Raw genomic sequence first — 23100 nt, forward strand, 5'->3', positions numbered from 1 at the left:
TTTTCCGTTTCAGGTATATGTCGGTAATGGAATATCTATCCGTAAAACCGGCTAAATATCCAGGAACCTGACGTCCTTGGCGTTCTGCTGGATGAAGTTTCGGCGGGACTCCACGTCCTCGCCCATGAGCGTGGAGAACACCTGGTCAGCGGCCAGGGCGTCGTCCATGGTCACCTGCAACAGGGTCCGGTTGTCCGGGTCCATGGTGGTATCCCACAACTCGGTGTAATCCATCTCGCCCAGGCCCTTGTAGCGCTGAATGCCGTTGTCCTTGGGAATACGACGTCCGGCCGCCTGGCCGGAAACCAGCTTGGCGTCCCGCTGCTTGTCGCTGAATACGTAATCGTGCGGGGCGTTGGACCACTTGATCCGGTACAGCGGGGGCTGCGCCAGGTATACGTAGCCGTTTTCGATGAGCGGACGCATATAGCGGAACAGGAGCGTCATCAACAGCGTGGTGATGTGCTGGCCATCGACGTCAGCATCGGCCATCAGCACGATCTTGTGGTACCGCAACTTGCTGAGGTCGAAGTCCTCGCCGATGCCGGTACCGAACGCCGTGATCATGGACTGGACCTCGGCGTTGCCCAGGGCCTTGTCCAGCCGGGCGCGTTCCACGTTCAGGATCTTGCCACGCAGGGGCAGGATGGCCTGGGTCTCGGGGTTGCGGCCGCGCTTGGCGGAACCGCCGGCGGAATCGCCCTCCACGATGTAGACCTCACAACGGGCAGGATCCTTCGAGGAGCAGTCGGACAGTTTTCCGGGCATGCCGAAGGACTCGAGCGGGCTCTTGCGCCGCGCGTTGTCGCGGGCCTTCCGGGCGGCCATCCGGGCCTGGGCCGCGGAAATGGCCTTGCGGATCACGTCCCGGGCCGGGCCGGGATTGCGTTCCAGCCAATCGCCCAGTCCGTCAGTGACCACGCGTTGGACGAAGCCCTTGACCTCGGAGTTGCCCAGCTTGGTTTTGGTCTGGCCCTCAAACTGCGGCTCTGCCAGCTTTACCGAGATGACAGCGGTCAGGCCTTCACGAATGTCGTCACCGGTGAGGTTGTCATCCTTTTCCTTGATGATGTTCTTTTCGCGCGCGTAGCGGTTGATGAGCGAGGTCATCGCCGCCCGGAAACCCTCTTCGTGCGTGCCGCCCTCGTGGGTGTTGATGGTGTTGGCATAGGTGTGGACGCTCTCGGAATAGGCGTTGGTCCACTGCATCGCCATTTCCAGGGCGATCTTGCGTTCCTTGTCCTCAGTTTCGAAGGCAATGACGTCCTCGTGGACAACGTCAACCTTTTTGCCTGAGTTCAGGTGTTTCACGTAGTCCAGCAGGCCGTCGTTGTACTGGTACACCACGGTGCGGTAATCGGCGGGGACTTCGCCCTCGGTGACAACGCCGTCCAGGTCAAGATCGTCCCCGGACTCGGACTTCGCGGCCGCCGGGCGCTCATCCGTGAGGGTGATGCGCAGGCCCTTGTTCAGGAAGGCCATCTGCTGGAAGCGTGCCCGGAGTGTCTCGAAATCGAACTCGGTGGATTCGAAAATGGTCGCGTCGGGGTAGAACGTCTGCGTGGTGCCGGTCTCGGTGGTCTCTTCACCCTCGACCAGGCTCCCCTGCGGCTTGCCGCCGTCGGCGAAGGACATCCGCCAGACGTGGCCCTGGCGGCGGACCTCGGTATCCACCCGGCTGGAGAGCGCATTCACCACGGAGATGCCCACGCCGTGAAGGCCACCGGAGACTGCATACCCGCCACCGCCGAACTTGCCGCCCGCGTGCAGGATGGTCATGACCACTTCAACAGTGGGTTTGTGCTCGGTGGGGTGCATATCCACGGGGATTCCGCGACCGTTATCAACGACCTTCACGCCGCCGTCGGCCTGCAGGACAATCTCAATGTGCGTGCAGTACCCGGCCAACGCCTCGTCGACGGAGTTATCCACCACTTCATAGACCAGGTGGTGCAGGCCGCGCAGTCCGGTGGAGCCGATGTACATGCCCGGGCGTTTCCGGACGGCTTCAAGGCCTTCGAGGACGGTAATGTCGCTTGCGCCGTATTCCCGGGGTGTCACCGCTTCCGCCGGAGTGTCGGGGATATCCTCCACGGTGCGTTCCACTGCCTGGGTATCTGTATTGTCGTTAGCCACAGGTGCTGTCGACTCCTCTTTTTCGATGATGGCCGGCGTCTGCTCTCCCAAGGAAAAGCGGCCGCCGACAGGCACAAGCTGATGGCCCTGACGAGTGGATCGACGTGCAGAACCGAAGTCCGCCTGCTGTGTGCGCGCGGAAAACGGACACAGTCAACGTTTCGCCGGCGCCCAGTTATCTACTGTGATTCTACCGTGAAAGAGGCCGCAACCCCGCATTCTGGAGGCCATGCCCATCCCCGATGTGCCCGTGTGAGGCCGTTGACCGCGGCTTGGGCGCCCTTAAGGTCCCGCCTCCGGGTGCCTATACGCCCCTCGGCCCTTAGAGCGCCCTACACGCCGCCGGACCAATATTCAAGAGCCGACGACGGCGGCTAACCGTAGGTATCGCGCGGACCCCGGCCGTTGACGGTGCGGCCGCCCTTGCGCCAGCTGGGTGCCGTGGGTCCCAGTACCTGGATGCTGGTGACCACCCCGTCGCCAAGTTCCGTGCGGAATTTCTCCAGCAGGCTGATGCTCAGCAGCCGCAGCTGCGTGGCCCAGGCGGTCGAATCACAGCGCACATGCAGGGTGGTGTCGGTGAAACTTTCCGGCGTGCAATGGGCGGAGATTTCCGGGCCCACCAGGGTGGCCCACTCCGCCATGACGGAGCCGACGGCCACCGGCGAGGTCCATCCCCGTTCGGCCACGAGGCGTCCCACCACTTTGCCGAGGCCCAGGGGATCCCGCCCGGTGGCGTGGAACTGGCTGAATCCGCGGGTGTCCCTGATGCCGCGTTTGGCCTTGGCGGTCCCGGCAGGAGGAGATGACCTGCGGCGGATTTCACCGCGGGCGGCGGCTGCCTCGCGCATTCTGTTCAGTGCCGCCTGCGGGGCATCGATGTTGTCAGGATCGCGGCCGGGCTGCAGCCCGTTCTTCTCATCCTTATTCATCGATTCCTCCCGGGATGACCTTCACCCGCCGGCCGGACAGTTCGGCCGGGATATCGGCGTCGACGGCGGCGGTCACCAGGACCTGCTCCGCGCCGGAGACTATTGCCGCCAGTTTACGCCGCCGCTGCACATCGAGTTCGGCAAAAACATCGTCCAGGATGAGGATGGGCGCCGAACCGCCGGTCCGGGCGTCATCCAGCATCACGTAGTACGAAGCGAGCCGCAGGGACAGGCACATCGACCAGGTTTCACCGTGCGAGGCATAGCCTTTGGCGGGCGCCTCGCCGAGGATCAGTTCCAGCTCATCCCGATGCGGCCCCACGAGAGAAATTCCGCGTTCCAGTTCCTTCCGGCGTGAGCCGGCAAAAGCCTGGACGTAACGCTCCGTCTGTTCTTCGACGCTCAGGTAGCTCAGTTCCTCTGCCGCGGCGGACCCGGCTGCCGCAGATCCACTGCCCGCACCCAACCCTGCACCGCCGTCGTCGTCCATCAGGGTCTGGAGGGTGGACCGATACACGGCCCCGGCCTCCTTTGAACCATCCGTGAGCTGGGCGTATGCCTTGGCCAGATGCGGACGCAGCCGCTCGACAAGTTCAAGCCGCGCGTGCAGCAACTCGGCGCCGGCCCGGGCCATATGCTGGTCCCACACGTCAAGGGTGGCTTCATGGGCGGGCGTGAACTTCCCGGTCCGCGCGGATTTGAGGAGCGCGTTGCGCTGTTTGAGGACCCTGTCATAGTCCGTGCGGGTGGCGGAGTGCCGTGGAATGAGGCTGACCAGCAGTTCATCCAGGAAACGGCGCCGGTTTGATGGATCTCCCTTGACCAGCGCGAGGTCTTCCGGAGCGAAAAGCACTGTCTGACAGATTCCCAGCAGGTCCCTGGCCCTGACCGGGTTGCTCCGGTTGATCCGGCCCCGGTTGGCTCGGCTGGCGTTGATTTCCAGTTCCAACACCGTGGTCTGTTCACCACGGACCACCCTGGCCCGGACCAGCGAACGGTCCGTCCCGAACCGGAGCAGCGGGCCGTCTGAACTGACCCGGTGTGAGCTCAGGGTGGCCAGGTAGCCGATGGCCTCCATGAGGTTGGTTTTACCGATTCCGTTGGATCCCACCAGCACGGTGACGCCGGGGCCGAGGGCAAGGTCAACCTGGGCGTAGCTGCGGAAATCGGTCAGGGAAAGGTGTTCTAGGTACACGCGGTCTTCAGAATTCTGGGAACCAAGGCTCCCGGGTGGAGGCTATTTGGCGGGACGGGTGGCATGCCCGCCGAATTGGTTCCGCAAGGCGGATACCATCCGCATGGCGGGAGAGTTGTCCTCGCGGGAGGAGAAGCGGGCGAACAACGCTGCCGTGATGGCGGGGGCAGGGACGGCGTTGGCGATCGCTTCCTCAACGGTCCAGCGGCCTTCGCCCGAATCCTCGACGTAGTCATCAATGGAAGCCAGTCCCGGATCTTCGTCCAGTGCCTTGACCATCAGATCCAGCAGCCAGGAGCGGACCACTGTGCCCTTTTGCCAGGCCCGGAACGTTCCGGGCAAGTCATCCACAATGTCCTTGGCGGCCAGCAGTTCGTAGCCTTCGGCGTAGGCCTGCATCAGGCCGTATTCGATGCCGTTGTGGACCATTTTTGCGTAGTGTCCGGCGCCGACCCCGCCCACATGGACAAAGCTGTCGGCGCGTTCGCCTTCGGGACGGAGGGCATCAAAGACCGGCAGCGCGTACTCGATGTCGGCCGCATCGCCGCCGGCCATCAGTCCGTAGCCGTTCTGCAGGCCCCACACACCACCTGAAACACCGCAGTCCGCGAAGCGGATGCTTTTTGCCGCGAGTGCGGCAGCATGTTTCTGATCCTCGGTGAAGCGTGAGTTGCCGCCGTCGATCACCAGGTCACCGGCGTCGAGCTTGTTCCCGAGCTCAGTGATGACGGCGTCCGTGATCTCGCCGGACGGGACCATGACCCAGATGAGCCGCGGCGCCGGAACGGCGGCGATGAGTTCGTCCACGGATGACACATCGGTGACGTCGGGGTTGCGGTCAAAGCCCGTGACCTCGATGCCACCCTTGCGCAGCCGTTCGCGCATGTTGAAACCCATTTTGCCAAGGCCGATGAGTCCGATGTGCACGTGAGTCTCTTTTCTGCGCGGGGTTGGCGGGTGTTGGACGGGTCATCCCAACTAGGTCGCACCAAGTGTCGTTTTGGACGCCCATAACGACACTTGCTGCTACCTAGTTGGGGAGGCGGACGGGCATCACGAGGTAGCGGTAGTCATCCTGGTCCTCACCATCGGCATCCACCTGGGCCGTGATCATGGCCGGCTTCGGCGCCGTGGTGAAGGAGAACCTGACGTACTTGGTTTCAATGACCGCCAGCCCCTCCACCAGGTAGTGCGGGTTGAAGGCAACGGTGATGTCCTCGCCGGAAAGCTGCGCCTCAAGTTCTTCGGAGGCCTGGGCATCCTCGCCGGTGCCGGCATCCAGGTGCAGGAGTCCTTCGGTGAACGCGAGGCGCACCGGGGTGTTGCGTTCAGCCACCAGAGAAACGCGGCGGACTGCCTCCACGAGTTCCTGCGTCTGCACTGTCGCGTGGATGGGCGTGGAATCCGGGAACAGGGAACGGATTTTTGGATAGTCGCCGTCCACGAGCAGCGACGTGGTGGTCCGTCCGCCGCTTTCGAAACCGATCAGGCGGCTGTCATCGTCAGCCAGGGCGAGGTTGATGTCGCCGCTGTTGCCGAGGGTTTTGGCCACTTCGTTGAGGGTCTTTGCCTTGACCAGGGCGCTGGTGGAAATGCCGGGAGTTGCCGGCTTCCACGGCACTTCCCGCATGGCCAGACGGTAGCGGTCCGTTGCGAGAAGGGTGATGAGATCGTCCTCGATCTCCATCCGCACGCCGGTAAGAATCGGCAGGGTGTCATCCTTGCTGGCGGCAATAATGACCTGGGAAACCGCCTGGGAGAACGAATCTCCCGGCACCGTACCGCTGATGGCAGGCAGCGCCGGCAGGGGCGGATATTCAGCTTCGGGCATGGTGGCCAGGTGGAAGCTGCTGCGGCGGCAGGTCAGCGTGACTTTGTTGCCGTCGGTCTCCACGTCCACGGGGGCGGAGGGAAGGCTCCGGCAGATGTCAGCCAAGAGGCGGCCGGAAACCAGGATGGTCCCTTCGGTGTGGATGTCAGCCGGAATTTCCAGCCGCGCCGAGGTTTCGTAGTCAAAACTCGACAGGCTCACGGTGCCCGCTTCGGCCTTCAGGAGCAAACCCGATAGCACCGGAACCGGTGGCCGCGGAGATAACGACCGGGCTGTCCAGGTGACGGCTTCTGCCAGGACGTCCCGTTCGACTCTGAACTTCACGGAAGGGTGCCGCCTTTCATTGCTGCTGCCATATCTGAACCCGAGCTCCTCAGGGAGCCTAAAAGTAGTCGCGCTCCAACCACGGAATCTGCATGGTTCCCGGCGTGCTGAACCACAAAGAAACCCAAGGATGGGAGCGCTGCTGCCAGCTTAGCCGCAAGACCGGGGATTAACCCATCCCCGGCCGTACCGGCTGGCTCGCCGGGGCCACCTGGCCCTGGTCCGTTCGGGGTGCGGATCGAGATTGTTGTTTGAGGGAAATCAATTTCTTGGGATTAGTAGTGTTAATAACCCCTGTGGAAACTGTGGATAACTCGATCCGGCCGCAGGATCCAGCGGTTAAGCCCTGTTCATCCATTGTGGGCGAGCCTAGTTTTAAACAGGCTGTGGATGGGGATAACAATTTTTGGGTTTTTGCTGATCCACAGGCGCCTTAAGGGTTTTAAGCCCATTAAGCAGGGTTGTCCCCTTAAGTATCCACAGGGTTATCCACATGCACCTGTTAATAAGGTAGGGAGGCGCCGGGTCAGGAGTCGCGCTGCTGCTGTTTGATCCGGTTGGTGAGCTCGGTGACCTGGTTGTAAATCACACGGCGCTCAGCCATCAGCTCACGGATCTTGCGGTCAGCATGGATCACCGTGGTGTGGTCGCGGCCGCCCAGTTCCTGGCCGATCTTGGGCAGCGACATGTCGGTCAGCTCACGGCAGAGGTACATGGCGATCTGGCGGGCTGTGACCAGGGTCCGGGTCCGGGACTTGCTGCAGAGCTCTTCCATGGTGAGCTTGAAGTAGTCAGCTGTCTGGATGAGGATTTGGCTCGACGTGATCTCCTGGGCGCCGTCATCAGTGATGAGGTCCTTCAGGACCATCTCCGCGAGGGCAACGTCGACGGCCTGGCGGTTCAGGCTGGCGAACGCGGTCACGCGGATCAGGGCGCCCTCGAGTTCGCGGATGTTGCTGGAGATCTTGGACGCGATGTACTCCAACGCATCGTCCGGCGCCGAGAGGCCTTCGCTGAGCGCCTTCTTCCGGAGGATGGCGATGCGGGTTTCCAGTTCCGGCGGCTGGATATCGGTCAGCAGGCCCCATTCGAAACGGGACTTCATCCGGTCCTCAAAGCCAGCAAGCTGTTTGGGGGGCAGGTCGGAGGTGATGACCACCTGCTTGTTGTTGTTGTGCAGCGAGTTGAACGTATGGAAGAACTCTTCCAGGGTCCGGTCCTTGCCTGCGAGGAACTGGATGTCATCGATCAGCAGCACATCCACGTTCCGGTACGTGGTCTTGAAGCTCGCACCCTCGTCGTCGCGGATCGAGTTGATGAAGTCGTTGGTGAATTCCTCGGAATTCACGTACCGAACGCGGATTCCGCTGTATAGCCGCCGGGCGTAGTGGCCGATCGCGTGCAGGAGGTGGGTTTTGCCCAGACCCGAGTCACCGTAAATAAACAGCGGGTTGTACGCCTTGGCGGGCGCTTCGGCGACAGCCACGGCGGCAGCATGGGCAAAGCGGTTGGAGGAGCCGATCACGAAGGTGTCGAAGACGTATTTGGGATTCAGCCGGCCGAATTCGTGGGATGTGCTGGGCAGCATGGGCTGCGGCTTCTGTTCGATCAGCTGATCCGCAGAATAGGACGGTTCGACGACGGGTTCGGGCTCTTTATGGATGGGCACAAGGTCCGTGTCCACATCGATGGCGCAACGAATGTCTTCCGAGAAGACGTTGTGAAGGGCGTCGTCCAGGGCTTCTTTTACCTGGGTCTGCAGGACTTCGCGGGTCAGTTCGTTCGGGACGGCTACCAGGAGGGTGGATCCGATCAGGCCCTGGGCCTGCGCCAGGATGACGAATCCGCGCTGCCGAGGCGAAACGCGGTCATCCTGCTCGAGGAGGCTCACCACGCGTCGCCAGGAACTTCCGACAGTATTGGCGTGGTTGGCTTCGTCTACTGTCATCAATCGGTTCCTCAAACTTGCTTGCCTGCATTACGTTGCAGCCCAAGTCCGGAACCAGGAGTCTGGTTCAGCTTCATCCACAGGGTTATGCACAGTCCGTGGATAATCGGCTACTGAGCCACTCTAGGGGATCAAAACGCCAGAAGATAGCTGGGAAGTAGCTTGTGGATAATTACACGGGTGTGGTTCCAAAACTGGCCGTGTGAGCCACTTCATCCACAGGCTGTGGGGGCACGTTAGCCACAGCCCCGGGCACCCACCGAGGCCCCCGTCAGTTTGACTCTGGCAAGCCGTTTGCCCTAGTGTTGTGAAGTCCTTTGTGTACGCTTTCTGTCCCCATCTGAATCTCTCCAACGCCTTGCGTTTGAGCAGCCGGGGGAAGCGTGCATATACAAAACTTAGCGTCGGCCAGTTCTTCCCAATTACTGATCGGGTGGGCGCACCTTTGATCCACTGGAGTAACTAACGTGAGCAAGCGGACTTTTCAGCCGAATAACCGCCGTCGAGCCAAGAAGCACGGCTTCCGCCTTCGTATGCGTACCCGTGCCGGCCGCGCCATCCTGGCAGCCCGTCGTGGCAAGGGCCGCACCGAGCTGTCGGCCTAATAACTGACTCGTCGGTTTACATTTCTTTGCGAGTTTAAGGTGCTGGCCACCCGTAACCGTTTAAGGACTGCAACTGATTTTTCAACAACCGTACGTTCCGGTGTCCGCAATGGACGCCGGAACGTAGTGTTATATGCGGCAGCCTTGACTGCCGACGAACCCAGCCGGATCGGGTTCATCGTTTCCAAGGGTGTCGGGAACGCTGTGGTCAGGAACCGCGTTAAGAGGAGACTGAGAGAAGCCGCTGCCGGCTCGCTGAGCGAGTATGGTACCGGTTTCGCCATAGTGGTGCGGGCACTGCCTGCTTCCGCGGACGCCAGCTGGGACCAACTGCTGGCGGACTATAGGTCTGCACTGGAATCGACCACGAGCCGGTTGGGCAGCCGCCTTCCGCGGGCTGCTGTAGGCGGTTCAACCGGTACAACACAGGAAGGGACACAGCGTGCATAAGGTGACTGCCGCCGTCGTCCGCTACCTTCTTCCCGGCGTTACCGCCGTGGGCACGTTCATCTGGAACCTGCCCAAAAACATTCTTATCCTGCTGCTGATGGCCTACCGCAAGGTGATTTCGCCCTTGTACGGCCAGGTATGCCGCTTCTTTCCTTCATGCTCGGCCTATGCGCTTGAGGCAATCACGGTCCACGGGGCCGTGAAAGGAACGTGGCTCGCAGCGCGGCGCCTGGTGCGCTGCCATCCGTGGAACTCCGGCGGAGTGGACCATGTCCCCGCCGGCCACCGCCACTGGCCTGAAAACCGGACCCCCAGAATTGTTGTCCTGAACAACCCGGACAAGTACTTGGCTGCTCAGACTGATGGAGAAGGCCGCACTGCGGCCTGACGAATAGGGATATCGTATGGACTTCTTTGAAACAATCATGTTTCCGTTCAAGTGGCTTGTGTCCGTCATCATGGTGGGATTCCATGAGGGCCTGACTGTCATTGGCCTGCCTGCGGCCAACGGCTGGACATGGACGCTGTCCATCATCGGCCTGGTGCTGGTGATCCGTGCGGCGCTGATCCCCGTTTTCGTCAAGCAGATCAAGGCGCAGCGCGGTATGCAGCTGCTCCAGCCCGACCTGAAGAAACTCCAGGACAAGTACAAGGGCAAGACCGACCAGCTGTCCCGCCAGGCCATGGCGCAGGAACAGATGGCCATGTACAAGAAGCACGGCACCAACCCGTTCTCGGCCTGCTTGCCCATGCTGATCCAGATGCCGTTCTTCTTCGCACTGTTCCAGGTGCTTTCCGGTATCAGCAATGCCAAGACGCAGGGCAAGGGCATCGGCGCGATGAGCCAGGAACAGGTCATCCAGTTCGACGAATCGAGCATTTTCGGCGCGCCGCTGTCCTCCGCGCTGCTGCATGGCGGGGCCACCAACGTCTCCGTGGTTGTCCTGAGCATCGTGATGATCCTGGCCATGACGGCCTCGCAGTTCATCACACAGAAGCAGATCATGGCCAAGAACATGTCCGAAGAGGCCATGGCCAGCCCGTTCATGCGTCAACAGAAGATGATGCTCTACATCCTGCCGGTCGTGTTCGGCGTGGGCGGCATCAACTTCCCGATCGGTGTCCTCATCTACTGGACCACCACCAACCTCTGGACCATGGCGCAGCAGTTCTTCGTTATCCGCCGGATGCCGACGCCGGGGTCGCCCGCTGCGAAGGCTCTCGCCGAGCGCCGTGCGGCCAAGGGCCTGCCGGCCCTGCCCATTCTGGGCGGGAAAAAGGCCGACGCCGAAGCGGAAGCAGCTGCCGCCGCGGCAGTTATCGAGCAAAAGGGACAGCGTGTCCAGCCCCAGCGTAAGAACAGGAAGAAAAAGTAATGTCAGCCGAAAGCACTGAAAACGCCCTTTCCGACGAGATCATTGACGATCAGGACGAAGCCTCGACGGACACTGACGACAACCCCAAGGGTTCCGCTGCCAGCCGCCTCGAGGAGGAAGGCGACGTCGCTGCAGACTATTTGGAAGAGCTCCTCGACATCGCCGACATCGACGGTGACATCGACATCGAGGTCCGGAACGGACGGACCTACATTTCGATCGTCACGGAGGACGAGACCGATAGCCTGGACAGCCTGGTGGGCGAGGACGGAGAAGTCCTAGAAGCCCTGCAGGAACTCACGCGGCTGTCCGTGCTCTCCGCGACGGAGAACCGTTCACGCCTGGTGCTGGACATCAATGGCTACCGCCAGGAGCGTGCCGGCCACCTCCAGAAGATAGCTGAGGATGCAGCAGCCAAAGTGAAGGAGACGGGTGAGGCCGTGGCTCTGGAGCCGATGAGTGCCTACGAACGAAAGATCGTTCACGACGCCGTTGCTGACCTTGGCCTGGTCAGTGAGTCCGAAGGCGAAGGCGCCGGCCGCCACATCGTCGTATCCGCCGACTAGAGAATTGCTGATCCCGTTAACCATGGTTGATATCACGGCAGCTGAGCTGCTGGCGGCTGAGAAGATCTTCGGCGACCGCCTGGACCTCGCCAAGCGCTACGTTGAACACCTCGCGACATCGGGGACGGAACGCGGGCTGATCGGGCCCCGCGAGATTCCCCGCCTGTGGAGCAGGCACGTGCTCAACTGTGCGGTCATCGAAAGCGAGATCCCCCAGGGCAGCCGGGTCGCCGACGTCGGAAGCGGTGCAGGTCTGCCGGGATTGTGTCTGGCCATTGCGCGGCCTGATCTTGAGCTCACTCTGATCGAGCCCCTGGAGCGGCGCGTCATCTGGCTCCAGGAAGTGGTGGACGATCTGGGCCTGACCAATGTCACTGTGATGAGGACCCGCGCGGAGCTGGCTGTTGGCATGGTGGACGCGGATGTGGTGACCGCGCGGGCAGTGTCTGCGCTGACTAACCTGGCTGGTCTGACGATTCCGCTGCTTGCCGGCCACGGCGAGGTTGTGGCCATTAAGGGCCGCAGCGCCGGGGAAGAGATTGAGAAGGCCGCGAAGGTGATCCGCAAACTCGGTGGTGTGCAGACGAGCGTGCTCACGGTGGGTGAAAACCTGCTGGAAGAGCCAACGACTGTGGTGCGGATCGTAGTGAACAAGACCCGAAAGATTGCCTAGTCCTGGCCCGGTAACCTAGGTCTGCTGGGCGAAGCGGTTAGGCTAGACAACGGCAGGAACAGCAGAACGAGAGTGAGTGTGTCCCAGTGACCAGTAGCGAAGCCCACACACGACGGATCCCCCCGTTTGTGTCTTTGGGGTCGGCACGTTCCTTTGCTGGCATGGGTTCCGCACCGGTGCGCGGCGAGAATCACCCAAATCCGGTTGCAGCCGTAGCAGCTGTTTCACGTGAAACGTCGGGCGGCAAAACAAACGTCATCGATACCATGGACGACTCAAGCCCGATTGCCCGTGAGTTGGCGCATGAGACCAAGCGCCGGGAGCGTCTGGTCGGCCGGAAACTGCCCAAGCCGGACAAGACGAGGGTTTTCACTGTATCCAACCAGAAGGGTGGAGTGGGTAAGACAACCACTACCGTGAACATTGCCGCGGCGCTGGCTGCCGCAGGCCTCAACGTGCTTGTCATCGACATTGACCCGCAGGGTAACGCCTCCACTGCTTTGGGTGTTGAGCACCATGCCGACGTGGACAGCATCTACGACGTCCTGATCAACGATTTCCCGCTGGCTGACGTCGTTGCGCCCTGCCCGGACATCGGTAACCTGATTTGTGCGCCCGCAACCATTCACCTGGCCGGCGCCGAGATTGAGCTTGTTTCCCTGGTGGCCCGTGAGCAGCGGTTGCGCAGGGCCATCGACGTCTATGCCAAGACCCGTGCCAAGAATGGTGAAGAGCGTCTTGATTACATCTTCATTGACTGCCCGCCGAGCCTGGGCCTGCTGACGGTCAACGCCTTCTGTGCCGCCGGCGAGGTGCTGATCCCGATCCAGTGCGAGTACTACGCGCTTGAGGGACTCAGCCAACTGCTGAAGAACATCGAGATGATCCAAAAGCACCTCAACGCGGATCTGGTGGTTTCCACCATCGTCCTCACCATGTACGACGGCCGTACCAACCTGGCAGCCCAGGTTGCGGCCGAGGTCCGGCAGCATTTCCCGGACCAGGTCCTGGGCGCCGTGGTACCCCGCTCGGTGCGCATTTCAGAAGCACCGAGCTACCAGCAGACCGTGATGACATACGATCCTTCCTCCAGTGGCGCACTGTCCTATCTGGAAGCCGCAGCGGAAATCGCCGAGCGCTAGAATCTTCAAGAACTGCAACAACCGGAGTCCGGCAGCGCCGGAGTCTTCCATCGGAGGGATTTATCCATGAGCGAAAAGCGACGCGGCCTTGGCCGCGGTCTTGGCGCACTCATTCCAAGTTCCGCCGCTGGCAACGGGTCGGGAAACGGGACACCTGCATCGCGGCCCGTCGACCTGTTCTTTCCTGAGGGGCGGAAGAAGGTGGATTCCGCGGCGGACGCCGGTGAAGCGTCAGCGGATTCGTCCGTTCGGTCGCCGCTGGCTGTGGTGCAGGAAAAGCGTACCGAGGACGCTCCGCTGACTTCCGACGTGATCGAACCAAAGAGCCGGGCGGTTACGAAGCCGAACAGCAAGGCAGCCCCGGAACCTGCGTCCGCGAAAGCTCCGGCCAAGGCCCCGGCCAAGAGGCGCCCGGCAGCCACGTCCGATGAAGCCGTAGCTGTTCCGGCGGAACCAGCGGATGCCACTGGGACTAACAAAGTGGTGGCTGCTCCCAAGGAAGAAAGCGCCGTCGAGGATAACGGCGTTGATCTGGTTGAGGTCCCAGGCGTCCGGTTTGCCGAGATCCCGGTTACCGACATCCATCCGAACCGCAAACAGCCCCGCTCAGTCTTCGATGAAGATGACATGGCGGAACTCATCCACTCCGTGCGCGAAATTGGTGTCCTCCAGCCAATTGTGGTCCGAACATCAACCGAAGTTGGTGGCGAACCCTTTGAGCTGGTCATGGGTGAGCGCCGCTGGAGGGCTGTCCAGGCCGCTGGGCTGGAGACCATCCCCGCGATCGTGCGGGACACCACGGATGATGATCTTCTCCGGGATGCCCTCCTGGAAAACCTGCACCGCAGCCAGCTGAATCCCCTGGAAGAGGCGGCGGCGTATCAGCAGCTGCTGGAAGACTTCGGGACGACGCACGAACAGCTCGCGGACCGTATTGGCCGTTCCCGCCCGCAGGTGTCCAACACCCTTCGCCTGCTGAAGCTTCCACCCCTGGTGCAGCGCCGTGTGGCGGCCAGTGTTCTTTCAGCCGGCCATGCCCGCGCGCTCCTCGCCTTGCCGGACGCGGCAGCTATGGAAAGACTCGCGCAGAAAATTGTGGCTGAGGGTATGTCGGTGCGGGCGACCGAAGAGGCCGTAACGCTGTACCAGGATCCCGCAAAGCCAGCCAAAAACAACATCCCGCGTCCGGGCGCCCGTCACGAGCGCCTGGACTATCTGGCGTCGTCGTTGTCCGACCGGTTGGATACCAACGTAAAAATTTCCTTGGGAGTCCGAAAGGGCCGCGTCAGCATTGAGTTCGCCAGTGTTGAGGATTTGAACCGGATCATGGATGTTCTGGCTCCCGGATCAGATAACTAGCAAACAGCGCGAAGCTGCGAGGGCCTGTTTCACGTGAAACAGGCCCTTTGTTTTGTCCTCGCCCCTCCCCGGCGGGGCAGGGAGTCCTCCTGGCCTGCTGTGCTGTGGTAGCTGCTACGGGGCGGGTCCGGATATTGGCCAAACGAGCCGCCGGTGTGTTTGAGGAGTGTGCTTCTTGCTGGGAACGGAGAACGCGGCGCGATGGACGTGCCGCGCGTGCTTTGTTTGTGCGGCCGCTGGGTGGGTCCGGAGTGGCGGACGGCAGGGCGTGTTGCCGGCTGGCCGTATCGGCTCGACTCCAACATCACACTGGTTTCACTCGGCTGGTGGATACCGATGGGCTGGCGATTGCCTTGTGTCCTGGAATGATGCCGCCCTACTGAGCTTACGTGGCGTTTTGGCCTAGGAACAAAAGATGCGCACGGCCGTCTAGGGGAGGCTGCTTTGTCCCTGTGATGGCTGTGTCTTTGGTTCTGGCGTGGCCGTGACGTGCTGGGAGCGGGGCACGTGACCGAGGTTTGGGCTGTGGGCGTCCGGGCGATCTGTGATATGGGCAGTTCCTCGACTGACCAGCTGAGCGAGTTCGAAAACTTGAGGGCCTCGCGTCTCACAAGGAAGCGCCGCACTGTTTCACGTGAAACACTGATGCTCGAAGTCGGCTGGCCGACACAAGACCAACCGAAAAGACTGCACACAATCTCTGGCAGAATCAGAGAATCAGGAGGTGTTGGTGCAGGCGTTTTGCGCGTACTGCCGTTCTTGTTGGTGTTGGAGTTCAGGTAGATGACCTGGAGCTACTTGGCCCGCTATTCTACGGGCCGCTCTTTTGTTCCGCGAAGGTGGAGCATGGAGCCAGTCCGCACGGCCATGAGGCCTCGCTTCTTTCAAGGTGGATAGAGAGCGCCGATGACGTAAACAGCCCAGCGAAGAAGGTGGCGGACCCTCCGGCTCAGTATGGCCAGGAGGCCGGTTGTTCCCCGATAGATAGCTGTCGCTTGTCGTCTCAAGCGCACGGTACTCAACCCAGCCCAGAACCCTGGGCTTTCCAGGTTCCGAGCTGCCGACAGCGAGCGTTGCTCATGTTTCACATGAAACAATCTGCCGACGCGCAGGGCTACGTTGTCGGTTGCAAAGGACTTCGAGGTTGGGTACGGATACAGCTGGCCCGTTGAAGTGCTTGCGGCACTAGGCGAACTGATAGCAGCATCCCAGTAGCGGGTCGAATCAAGGAGTCGCTCCTCCCAGTTCTTCCGCTATCTGGGCACAGGCTCCAATTGGCAACACCATTCGAGGAGACCCCGAAGCCGGGCATCCCCCCCCGGGGGAGGCAGGAGGAGCCTTGAGGCCCTTCGGCTAAGCACAGGCCCATCGCGCTAGCCTAGGCCGGCTGCCCTGTCCTGTTCAGGCCCGGCCGCTCTGTCCTGATGAGGCCGGCCCCTCTGTCCTGTTCAGGCGCGCCCAGGACGGGACGGTCCCCACAGACAGCCCTTCATGGACCGCTGCGGCATGGACTGATGCAGAACAGGACTGAGATCACTGAAGGGATCAGCAGGAACTGGCGGGCATACCAAGGGGCGCTTGGTGGACCGCCTGGAGCACTCCCCCGGAGCTGGGTTGTTGGTGTGAATCAGGTAAAGGCCTAAGGAGGCCCCCATGTGCAGGCGAGATGATTTGCTTCCGCCAGTTCCTCAACAGGCCTGGGTATCAGCGGCTGGCACGGGTAGTCCCCCGCAACGTTATGGACCTGCCTACAAGAATGGAGAGGTTCTCTTTCGACCAGGTCATGCATCGGGTGCCGCGGCTCTGACCCGTGACCCAAGGGGCTGAACTACTACCGAAGCGGCGACCGGGAGACTCACTTCCCCGGCATCAACTTCGGTGTCCCAGCCCGCTCGTTCAGATCGGTCCATGTCACTTGTCGTCAACGCGTCTTACACCCTGCACGTTGTCCTGCTGCACTGGTTCACCCGCCGGGAGCACGAGGTGAGGGAGTGATTGTCATCGTGCGGGTCGCAGAGCCATACGGCTGGCGACAAGTCTTCCAAGGGCTGATGCGGCAGTCTGTATGGTCGGACTCCATCTTGATGGATACCTTTGGACCTCAAGAATTCGTCCGGTGGAGACGGCCAGAATTTCACAGCACGCGGATCCAGCGTGAGTAGGTGGGCAGTTTCACTGCGGTGGATATCGTTGTGGATAACTTTGTGGACAGCGACAGGTGAGGTGGTGGATAACGTGTGAGATTTCTCCTTCCAGCGAAGCCGAGGGCTGCGCGATATCGCAAGCAGCGGCCGCGTTGCGTGGGATGTTTCACGTGGAACGGACCTGCCGCTCACGTCGGACGTGTGTATGCACAGACACTATGCCGTAATGGGCTGATTTAGCACCTATTTGTGGAGTAGATCCAACATTCCGCGTCTGAAGAATTCCATTCACTTGAGTCGCCGAGTGCCGGCTGTAGCGGCGGAGATGCATGAAGCATAAGGAGTACTAGCTCTGCGCGTAGTGACCTGTTTCGGAGCGCTGTGGATAAGTGTGTTGACAGACCTGTGGATAGCCATGTGGATAACTCCTGGGGATAAGACGATATGTCGGTAGATGCCGACCCGTGGCATGTCCCCTCAGTGCTGTTGGAAGGGCCGAAGTTGCCAGCAGCCGCGCGTATTCCCGCCCGTGGCTGGGCCCATCTCTAAGGCATGGGCGCCCATGCCGCCCTGGTCACACCAGCCGGACATCTGACTTTGGGTCGAACCCGTGCACTGCTGACGCTAAGGCGTATCCAGCGTCGTAGGCGTCCCGGTACCGCACCTGCTTGGTTGCGCCAGGCTCCTCCCTACACAGTCGATTTCACGGCGGTGAACCTCGCAGGCGGCCCGTGGACAGGACGGCATGCCTTCGTCGATTGACCATTCATGGATACGCGCTACTTCTTCGACCGCTTGCCGGCATGCCCATTGCGGATGCCCTCGCCGGCTCCATGCGCCCTCGAACTGCTGAGTCGAGCCTGTGCCCGGAAGGTACGATATTCGACAGTGACTGCACCGGGCGCTTGGAGGATCTCCTCGTCTTTCCGCCATAGTTGCTCATCGTCTCGGAAGGCAGTTGCGGTTCCGAAGAGGACCGTGCCAGCACGACAATGTTTCACGTGAAACCGTCACACACATCCGTGAGGACGCACGCGTCTGGGTTGTGCCACCCATGGCACTTTGACCCCCAGCTCTACCACCGTTGGCGGCTTCCCCTGGGCCTACGTTCCGAGGACAGAACCTCACACCGTCGCAGTAGGATTACGACCGCTTTCCACGGCATGCACGTTTCACGTGAAACATACGGAGTCGGAGTCTTACAACCACGTAACCAAAGTGGGCCCCTGGGTCCATACGTTCAACTCGTCTGTCTTGCCCGTTAGGGCTCAATGGGAGTTGGCGCGCGACAGTGCGGCATGAAACGACAATCGGGTAGAACAAGAAATTTGGAGTTCAGCAAGGGTGACAAGGGGTTCGCTCGCGCGGTATCGACCCAGGGCCGTCAAACCTCTGCGGCATAGTGTCGAAAGAACTGATATCGAGATGGCTGGCCTTCCATTGGTTCGGTGGAGACATAGGGCTCTTGAGAAATGCGCAAAGTATTGCTCGTCGAGGGAAGACGCGCGGGCGGCATGCGGGTACCGGATTCCCCGAAGGTCTAGAGACGAGGGCTCTATTTTGCCTCGCAGCAATCTATCTGACAACGATTGTCGCCTCCCCTACGCGCTGTCATGTGGCGCGTGAGGCACCGATGGTTCGGAACGAGTTGTCGTAATGGCCAGAAGAACGGGACCCAGCAGAGCCCACAGCGGGGCAGTCCAGCCGGCGTTTGTAGACCCTCTCTGACTACACCGATCCCATGTCTGGCGGGGTACTGGGCCGGGGCGGGGAAGCTTTATGTCAGAGGTGAGCAGCGCTGCAACCTCATGAATCTTCTACTGATCTCCCGCCGACATCAACGCACGGAGGTACACCCCTTCATATCGTGTTGGAGACCGCACGTTTGTGGACCAGCCAGGGGGTGTTGGAAAACAGAAGGAGGCGCACTAGTCACAGAGTGGGCATCCCACGCTTGAACTCACCTCTATCGTTGAGCTGCATTTGCGGTGCGGACGCCGTTACGGTGTCCCAGCAACACCACATCTCGACAGTGCGCCATGAAATTTGTAAGACAATTTGGCCTCACGGGTGGAATTCTTGGACGCCAATGCCCAGGGTCCTGCTCTTTTGATCGTCCCCTATTCACTGCCTGGTCAATGTCAGCTTTTGCTGGAAGTTGCCCTTTGACCGCTGACGTATTGGTCTATGTGCGGGGAACAGCCATAACAAGCTGGAACCGTGGCTGACTATCCGGTGTTGAAACGAGATAGAGCTCTCTCATCCCCTCGGGTCTGGCATTTGGTCGGAGGTGTTTCACGTGAAACATTCGGAATTTGATTTTGACCCAGTGCTCAAGTTCATTGTCCCTAGCAATTCGCCTTCTATTCTGGCTAGGGTTCTGTTTCACGTGAAACAAATTCTCCCCTGACATGCAGGGTGCAGGGCGTGAAGAGGTCTTGATCTGGTCCAGATACTGACGACTGTGAGTCGCAGAGCAGGAAGGCGGTGCCGTCGCCAATGAATACTAAAGACGCCAAGCCGTGGCGGGCGTCGACGTACACCTAGCCTGGGTACTCAGAGCGCCGATCCCCCAATCCTGTCCTGGACTTCGCCGGTGATGAGGTCCCCTACCCAACGCCCTGGCACGGCGGGGTCCTCGATCTCGGGCGGGCGCTCGGAAATCATGTCTGATTGGGGTTGAACGCTGACTCCCAGGTTAGGCCCGTGGAAGCGCAACCTTGGCCTTCGGAGCGAAACGGGCCGCCGGTGGGTCCCGAATGCCAAGATGAGGCATTCAGGTCAGAATGATGATCCTCTTGTATGCGCGTTACCGCTTTTGAGCGCGGAAGTAGCTGAGTACATGGACGGTTGTACCCCGGTGGGCATTGGAGTAGTGAGTCAATGACCGGGCTGCTCATCACTGGACTTACGAATAGACGCTGACCCTCTCCCGGGGTACGGGGCAGACCTACGTATCACTGGTCGGGGTGCTCCGCGGATGTTTCACGTGAAACATCCCAATTCGCCGCAGTCCATGCCGCAAATTGTTTTCGAATACTGTTTCCTGATTTGCACACTAGTCAGACCCTTGAGCCACAAAGGGAATACTGAGCGCGTTCGGATTTTCCGGGGCTCGTGGATTGCTGGACGAAGTTGGAGCTGTAAACAACCGGTATGAGTTCCATAAACGGGATCCGAGGTGGTGCCTGACACACGTGTGGCCGCCACTTCTACGAAGCGGCGGCCACGAGTGTCTGAGCGATCTATTTCATTTATGAAAGAACGTCAGCAAATTCCTTTTCAAAGTACTGCTTGGGCCGGGCTCCGATGACAGTGCTCTTCACCTCGCCACCCTGGAACAAGTAGACCGCCGGAATGGAAGTGATGCCATACTCGGCAGCGATGCCAGGGTTGTCATCGACGTTGACCTTGACAACGTCGACCTTCTCGCTGTATTCAACCGAGATCTCATCGAGGATCGGTCCCAGCTTCCGGCACGGGCCACACCATTCAGCCCAGAAGTCCACAATTACCGGCTTTTCGGCTGACAGGACATCTGTGCTGAAGCTTGCGTCTGTTACGTCTTTTGCGTTGCTCATAGCGTTTGTCTCTCTCTTCGTGTGTGGTGCCGCGTGTTACGCGTGCAGGTCTGCGAGGTAGTGCTCCACGTCGATGGCTGCGACACAGCCGGACCCTGACGCGGTGATGGCCTGGCGGTAAGTGGGGTCCACAACGTCGCCGGCGGCGAAGACGCCCGGGATGCTTGTCCTGGAGCTCCGGCCGTCCACCGCAATGGTGCCCTCGGCCGTGATCTTCAGGGTGTCCTTGACGAGGTCGGTCCGCGGATCGTTTCCGATCGCGACAAACACGCCGGTGACGGCGAGGTCCGTTACGGTGCCGTCCTGCAGGTTCTTGATCTTGAGGCCGGTGACCTTGTCCTGGCCGACGACGTCGTCCACGGTGCTGTTCCAGATGAACGAAATCTTCTCGTGAGCCAGTGCGCGGTCAGCCATGATCTTAGAAGCCTTGAGCGAGTCGCGACGGTGCACAACGGTCACGGACTTGGCGAACTTCGTAAGGAAGAGCGCCTCCTCCATAGCGGAGTCTCCCCCACCAATGACAGCGATGTCCTGACCCTTGAAAAAGAAACCGTCGCAGGTTGCGCACCAGCTAACGCCGTGCCCGGAGAGGCGCTTTTCGTTGGGGAGCCCCAGCTCCCGGTAAGCGGAGCCGGTGGACAGGATGATGGCCCGTGCCTGGAACGTTTCGCCTGTGCCGATGGTGACGGTCTTGATTTCACCCTCGAGGTCCAGCGCGGTGACGTCCTCAAACTGGATCTCGGTCCCGAACCGGGCGGCCTGCTTCTCGAAGTTCTCCATGAGGTCCGGGCCCATGATTCCCTCCGGGAAGCCCGGGTAGTTTTCGACATCGGTAGTGTTCATCAGCTCGCCGCCGGCGGTCACTGAGCCCGCGAGCAGAAGGGGCTTCAGGTTGGCCCGTGCGGTATAGACAGCGGCCGTGTATCCAGCCGGGCCCGAGCCGACGATGATGACATCACGTACTTCGGACGCGGTGTTTTCTGCGTTGCTCACTGAACGGTGAACCTCTTCCTTAGTCGATGCGCCGGATTTCCTGACCGGCCACATGGCACAACTGAATGTTGGTGGTGAATATTCCGGAACCGCATTCCGGGCCGCTACCCCAGGGCCGGACCGGGCGGTGCAGGCAACGGCCCGCGGTTCCGCTATTGAACCTTGATTTCCGCCAATCGGATCCCGTAGCCGTAGCGGGTCTTCGGTGCAGCCAGCCTGGGTAGCGTCTTGATGGAAACAATTACATACTGCGCCTTGACCGGTTCGGCCAGGGGCATGGTCAGGTCGGTGGAGGTGAAGCTGTTGGTTCCCACCAGTTTGGCACCGTCCAGTGACGGACGATCGTTCGTGTAGACACTGAGGTTGCCGCCGGATGCTCCGAGCTGGGTCAGCGTGACGGATGAAACCGTTGCCGGGCTCTTCAACTTCACGAACAACGGCACGCCGTCGGGGGCGAGTCCGCCCCAGGCTTCCGTGGCAAACTCCATGTCGGACCAGTAGCTGGCAGCGTTGCCGTCAAATGCCTTCACAAGATCCACATCGTAGGTGGCTGCGAAATCGAAATTACCCTGGCGGGTGATGTTCTCGATCGCAGGCGGGACCGCCGGCGGTGCTGAGGAACTGGCGTTCGGAGTCGGGGTGCCCGTATCAGGAGCCGGGGTCCCGGTGGCTACGGGTGATGGGTTGGCCTGGGGGCCTCCGTTGAAGAGGCTGCCCAGATTGGTGAGGGCGAACACCAGCCCTGCGATCAATACCACTGCCAGCAGGCCGCCCACGAGCCACCGCATGGACCGGGGCTCTCGCTCCGGCTCATCATCTTCGTAGTAGTCGCTGGAATCGTCAGTGGGGGGTGCCGCGGCAGCCGCCGGAGCGGTTTTACGGGCCAGCGACGGGAAGGCCACAGCCGAACGGTTGGACTGTTTTGTGGGCTCGGGCTTCACGGCATCGCCTTGGCCGGTGTCCTGGTCTTCGGCGGAATAGTCGTCCTCGGACCACAGCGAAACCTTTGGTTTGTCCGCCCCAGTCCGGTCCGGCTGGCCGCCTGTAGCGCCGGCCCGGGGCACAACACCTGTGCCGGTTCCACGTCCCGTACCGGAAATAGGTTGCCGGTCGGCGGGCTGGACCTGCTGCGGAGCCGTTTCCTGCTGGCGCGAAGCGGCCGCACCACCGGCAATTCCGGCAGCCGCCCCAGCCCCGCCCGCCGCAGCCCCGCCCGCCGCAGCCGCGGCTGCCCCAGCCGAACCTGCGGCAGCCCCGGCGCCACGCGGGGCGCCGGCAGCAGGGCGTGTGGCCGGTCGGATCGGGGGCCGGGCCGGAACTACGGGCGGGACGTTGGGTGCCGACCGGTAAGGGTCCACCTGCGGGGGGTGAGTGTCCGCGTAATTGATGTAGCCGGCGTCGACATTTTCTTCGTCGTCATAAGGCTCGGGCTCATGCGACCGTGGCTGGCCGAAAATTTCGCTGCCCAGGGTGTCCGTGAAAAACGGTTCAACGTAGGGGGCATCAGAGGCAACCACGAGGTCGAGCAGATCCGCCGCGGACGTGTGGTTGGTAATGAGGTACGTGGCTGCTTCGGTGACGCCGAGGTCAAGGACCTGCACACTGCCGGGACGCTCACCGGTAGCCACCTCGCGGGCACTTTGGGCCACCTGCTCGGTGTTGTCCGGGCCGGCGACCAGAATGCTGACCGGACGGTTGAGCACCTGGTCCACCCCGTCCAGCACCAGATCCTGGTCGTGTGAGGTCAGTACCGTGGCAGTGACCTTGTAGCGGCCGCCGAGTACTGATCCAACGTCGATCGGGTGGGACACGTGTTCCTCCTAGGCTGTCCGGGCATTGGTGGCG

The 23100-nt window shown here is 61.2% G+C and carries 17 protein-coding genes and 1 pseudogene; 8 read left to right on the forward strand and 10 right to left on the reverse strand.

The features are described 5' to 3' along the window. Positions 1-51 precede the first annotated feature (51 nt). The 6 genes from gyrB to dnaA all read right to left on the reverse strand — a co-directional run bounded on the left by gyrB (position 52) and on the right by dnaA (position 8366). A complete protein-coding gene (gene gyrB / locus PY310_RS04180; RefSeq protein WP_275212948.1) occupies positions 52-2136 on the reverse strand; it encodes a DNA topoisomerase (ATP-hydrolyzing) subunit B in 2085 nt (694 codons plus the stop codon). Between the two features lie 374 nt (positions 2137-2510). Next, a complete protein-coding gene (locus PY310_RS04185; RefSeq protein WP_275212949.1) occupies positions 2511-3068 on the reverse strand; it encodes a DciA family protein in 558 nt (185 codons plus the stop codon). Next, positions 3061-4263, reverse strand: coding sequence for a DNA replication/repair protein RecF (gene recF / locus PY310_RS04190; protein ID WP_275212950.1), 1203 nt, complete (start codon positions 4261-4263; stop codon positions 3061-3063). The genes PY310_RS04185 and recF overlap by 8 nt, the downstream gene beginning before the upstream one ends. 42 nt (positions 4264-4305) lie before the next feature. After that, the gene (gene gnd, locus PY310_RS04195; protein WP_275212952.1) at positions 4306-5190 is read right to left on the reverse strand and encodes a phosphogluconate dehydrogenase (NAD(+)-dependent, decarboxylating); all 885 of its coding nucleotides are present in this window, start codon (positions 5188-5190) and stop codon (positions 4306-4308) included. A gap of 103 nt (positions 5191-5293) precedes the next feature. Continuing rightward, positions 5294-6418 carry a DNA polymerase III subunit beta gene (dnaN, locus tag PY310_RS04200; protein ID WP_275212954.1) on the reverse strand — a complete coding sequence of 375 codons (1125 nt, stop codon included), beginning with the start codon at positions 6416-6418 and terminating at the stop codon, positions 5294-5296. A 526-nt stretch (positions 6419-6944) separates the two neighbouring features. Beyond that, positions 6945-8366 carry a chromosomal replication initiator protein DnaA gene (gene dnaA / locus PY310_RS04205; protein WP_275212956.1) on the reverse strand — a complete coding sequence of 474 codons (1422 nt, stop codon included), beginning with the start codon at positions 8364-8366 and terminating at the stop codon, positions 6945-6947. A 467-nt stretch (positions 8367-8833) separates the two neighbouring features. Here dnaA and rpmH point away from each other — a divergent pair, with 467 nt between their 5' ends. From rpmH to PY310_RS04245, 8 genes are all read left to right on the forward strand, one after another. Continuing rightward, positions 8834-8971 (forward strand): 50S ribosomal protein L34, encoded by a 138-nt coding sequence (gene rpmH / locus PY310_RS04210; protein ID WP_003800212.1) that lies wholly within the window; start codon positions 8834-8836, stop codon positions 8969-8971. A gap of 39 nt (positions 8972-9010) precedes the next feature. Next, complete coding sequence (gene rnpA / locus PY310_RS04215) at positions 9011-9421, forward strand: ribonuclease P protein component (protein WP_275212959.1); 411 nt, start codon at positions 9011-9013, stop codon at positions 9419-9421. Beyond that, positions 9414-9809, forward strand: a complete 396-nt coding sequence (gene yidD / locus PY310_RS04220) for a membrane protein insertion efficiency factor YidD (protein ID WP_275212960.1) — start codon at positions 9414-9416, stop codon at positions 9807-9809. Before rnpA ends, yidD begins: the two co-directional genes overlap by 8 nt. Positions 9810-9825: 16 nt before the next feature. Continuing rightward, positions 9826-10797, forward strand: coding sequence for a membrane protein insertase YidC (gene yidC, locus PY310_RS04225; protein ID WP_275212962.1), 972 nt, complete (start codon positions 9826-9828; stop codon positions 10795-10797). Further along, a complete protein-coding gene (locus PY310_RS04230; protein WP_275212963.1) occupies positions 10797-11363 on the forward strand; it encodes a Jag family protein in 567 nt (188 codons plus the stop codon). The genes yidC and PY310_RS04230 overlap by 1 nt, the downstream gene beginning before the upstream one ends. A gap of 22 nt (positions 11364-11385) precedes the next feature. Next, positions 11386-12036 (forward strand): 16S rRNA (guanine(527)-N(7))-methyltransferase RsmG, encoded by a 651-nt coding sequence (rsmG, locus tag PY310_RS04235; RefSeq protein ID WP_275212965.1) that lies wholly within the window; start codon positions 11386-11388, stop codon positions 12034-12036. Between the two features lie 86 nt (positions 12037-12122). After that, a complete protein-coding gene (locus PY310_RS04240) occupies positions 12123-13178 on the forward strand; it encodes a ParA family protein (RefSeq protein WP_275212966.1) in 1056 nt (351 codons plus the stop codon). A 66-nt stretch (positions 13179-13244) separates the two neighbouring features. Beyond that, positions 13245-14537: a ParB/RepB/Spo0J family partition protein gene (locus tag PY310_RS04245; RefSeq protein WP_275212967.1), complete on the forward strand. Its 1293-nt coding sequence runs from the start codon at positions 13245-13247 to the stop codon at positions 14535-14537. Between the two features lie 4736 nt (positions 14538-19273). Here the strand turns inward: PY310_RS04245 and PY310_RS21620 are convergent. From PY310_RS21620 to PY310_RS04260, 4 genes and pseudogenes are all read right to left on the reverse strand, one after another. Next, positions 19274-19435 (reverse strand): annotated as a pseudogene (locus PY310_RS21620) (IS30 family transposase); the annotation flags it as partial. 500 nt (positions 19436-19935) lie between these two features. Then, positions 19936-20262, reverse strand: a complete 327-nt coding sequence (trxA, locus tag PY310_RS04250) for a thioredoxin (protein WP_275212969.1) — start codon at positions 20260-20262, stop codon at positions 19936-19938. Positions 20263-20298: 36 nt separating this feature from the next. Further along, positions 20299-21255: a thioredoxin-disulfide reductase gene (gene trxB / locus PY310_RS04255; protein ID WP_275212971.1), complete on the reverse strand. Its 957-nt coding sequence runs from the start codon at positions 21253-21255 to the stop codon at positions 20299-20301. A gap of 152 nt (positions 21256-21407) precedes the next feature. Then, the gene (locus PY310_RS04260) at positions 21408-23066 is read right to left on the reverse strand and encodes a protein kinase family protein (protein ID WP_275212972.1); all 1659 of its coding nucleotides are present in this window, start codon (positions 23064-23066) and stop codon (positions 21408-21410) included. Positions 23067-23100: the final 34 nt, after the last annotated feature.

The organism is Pseudarthrobacter naphthalenicus (genome assembly GCF_029076445.1).
In the GTDB taxonomy this organism is placed as follows: Bacteria; Actinomycetota; Actinomycetes; order Actinomycetales; family Micrococcaceae; genus Arthrobacter; species Arthrobacter naphthalenicus.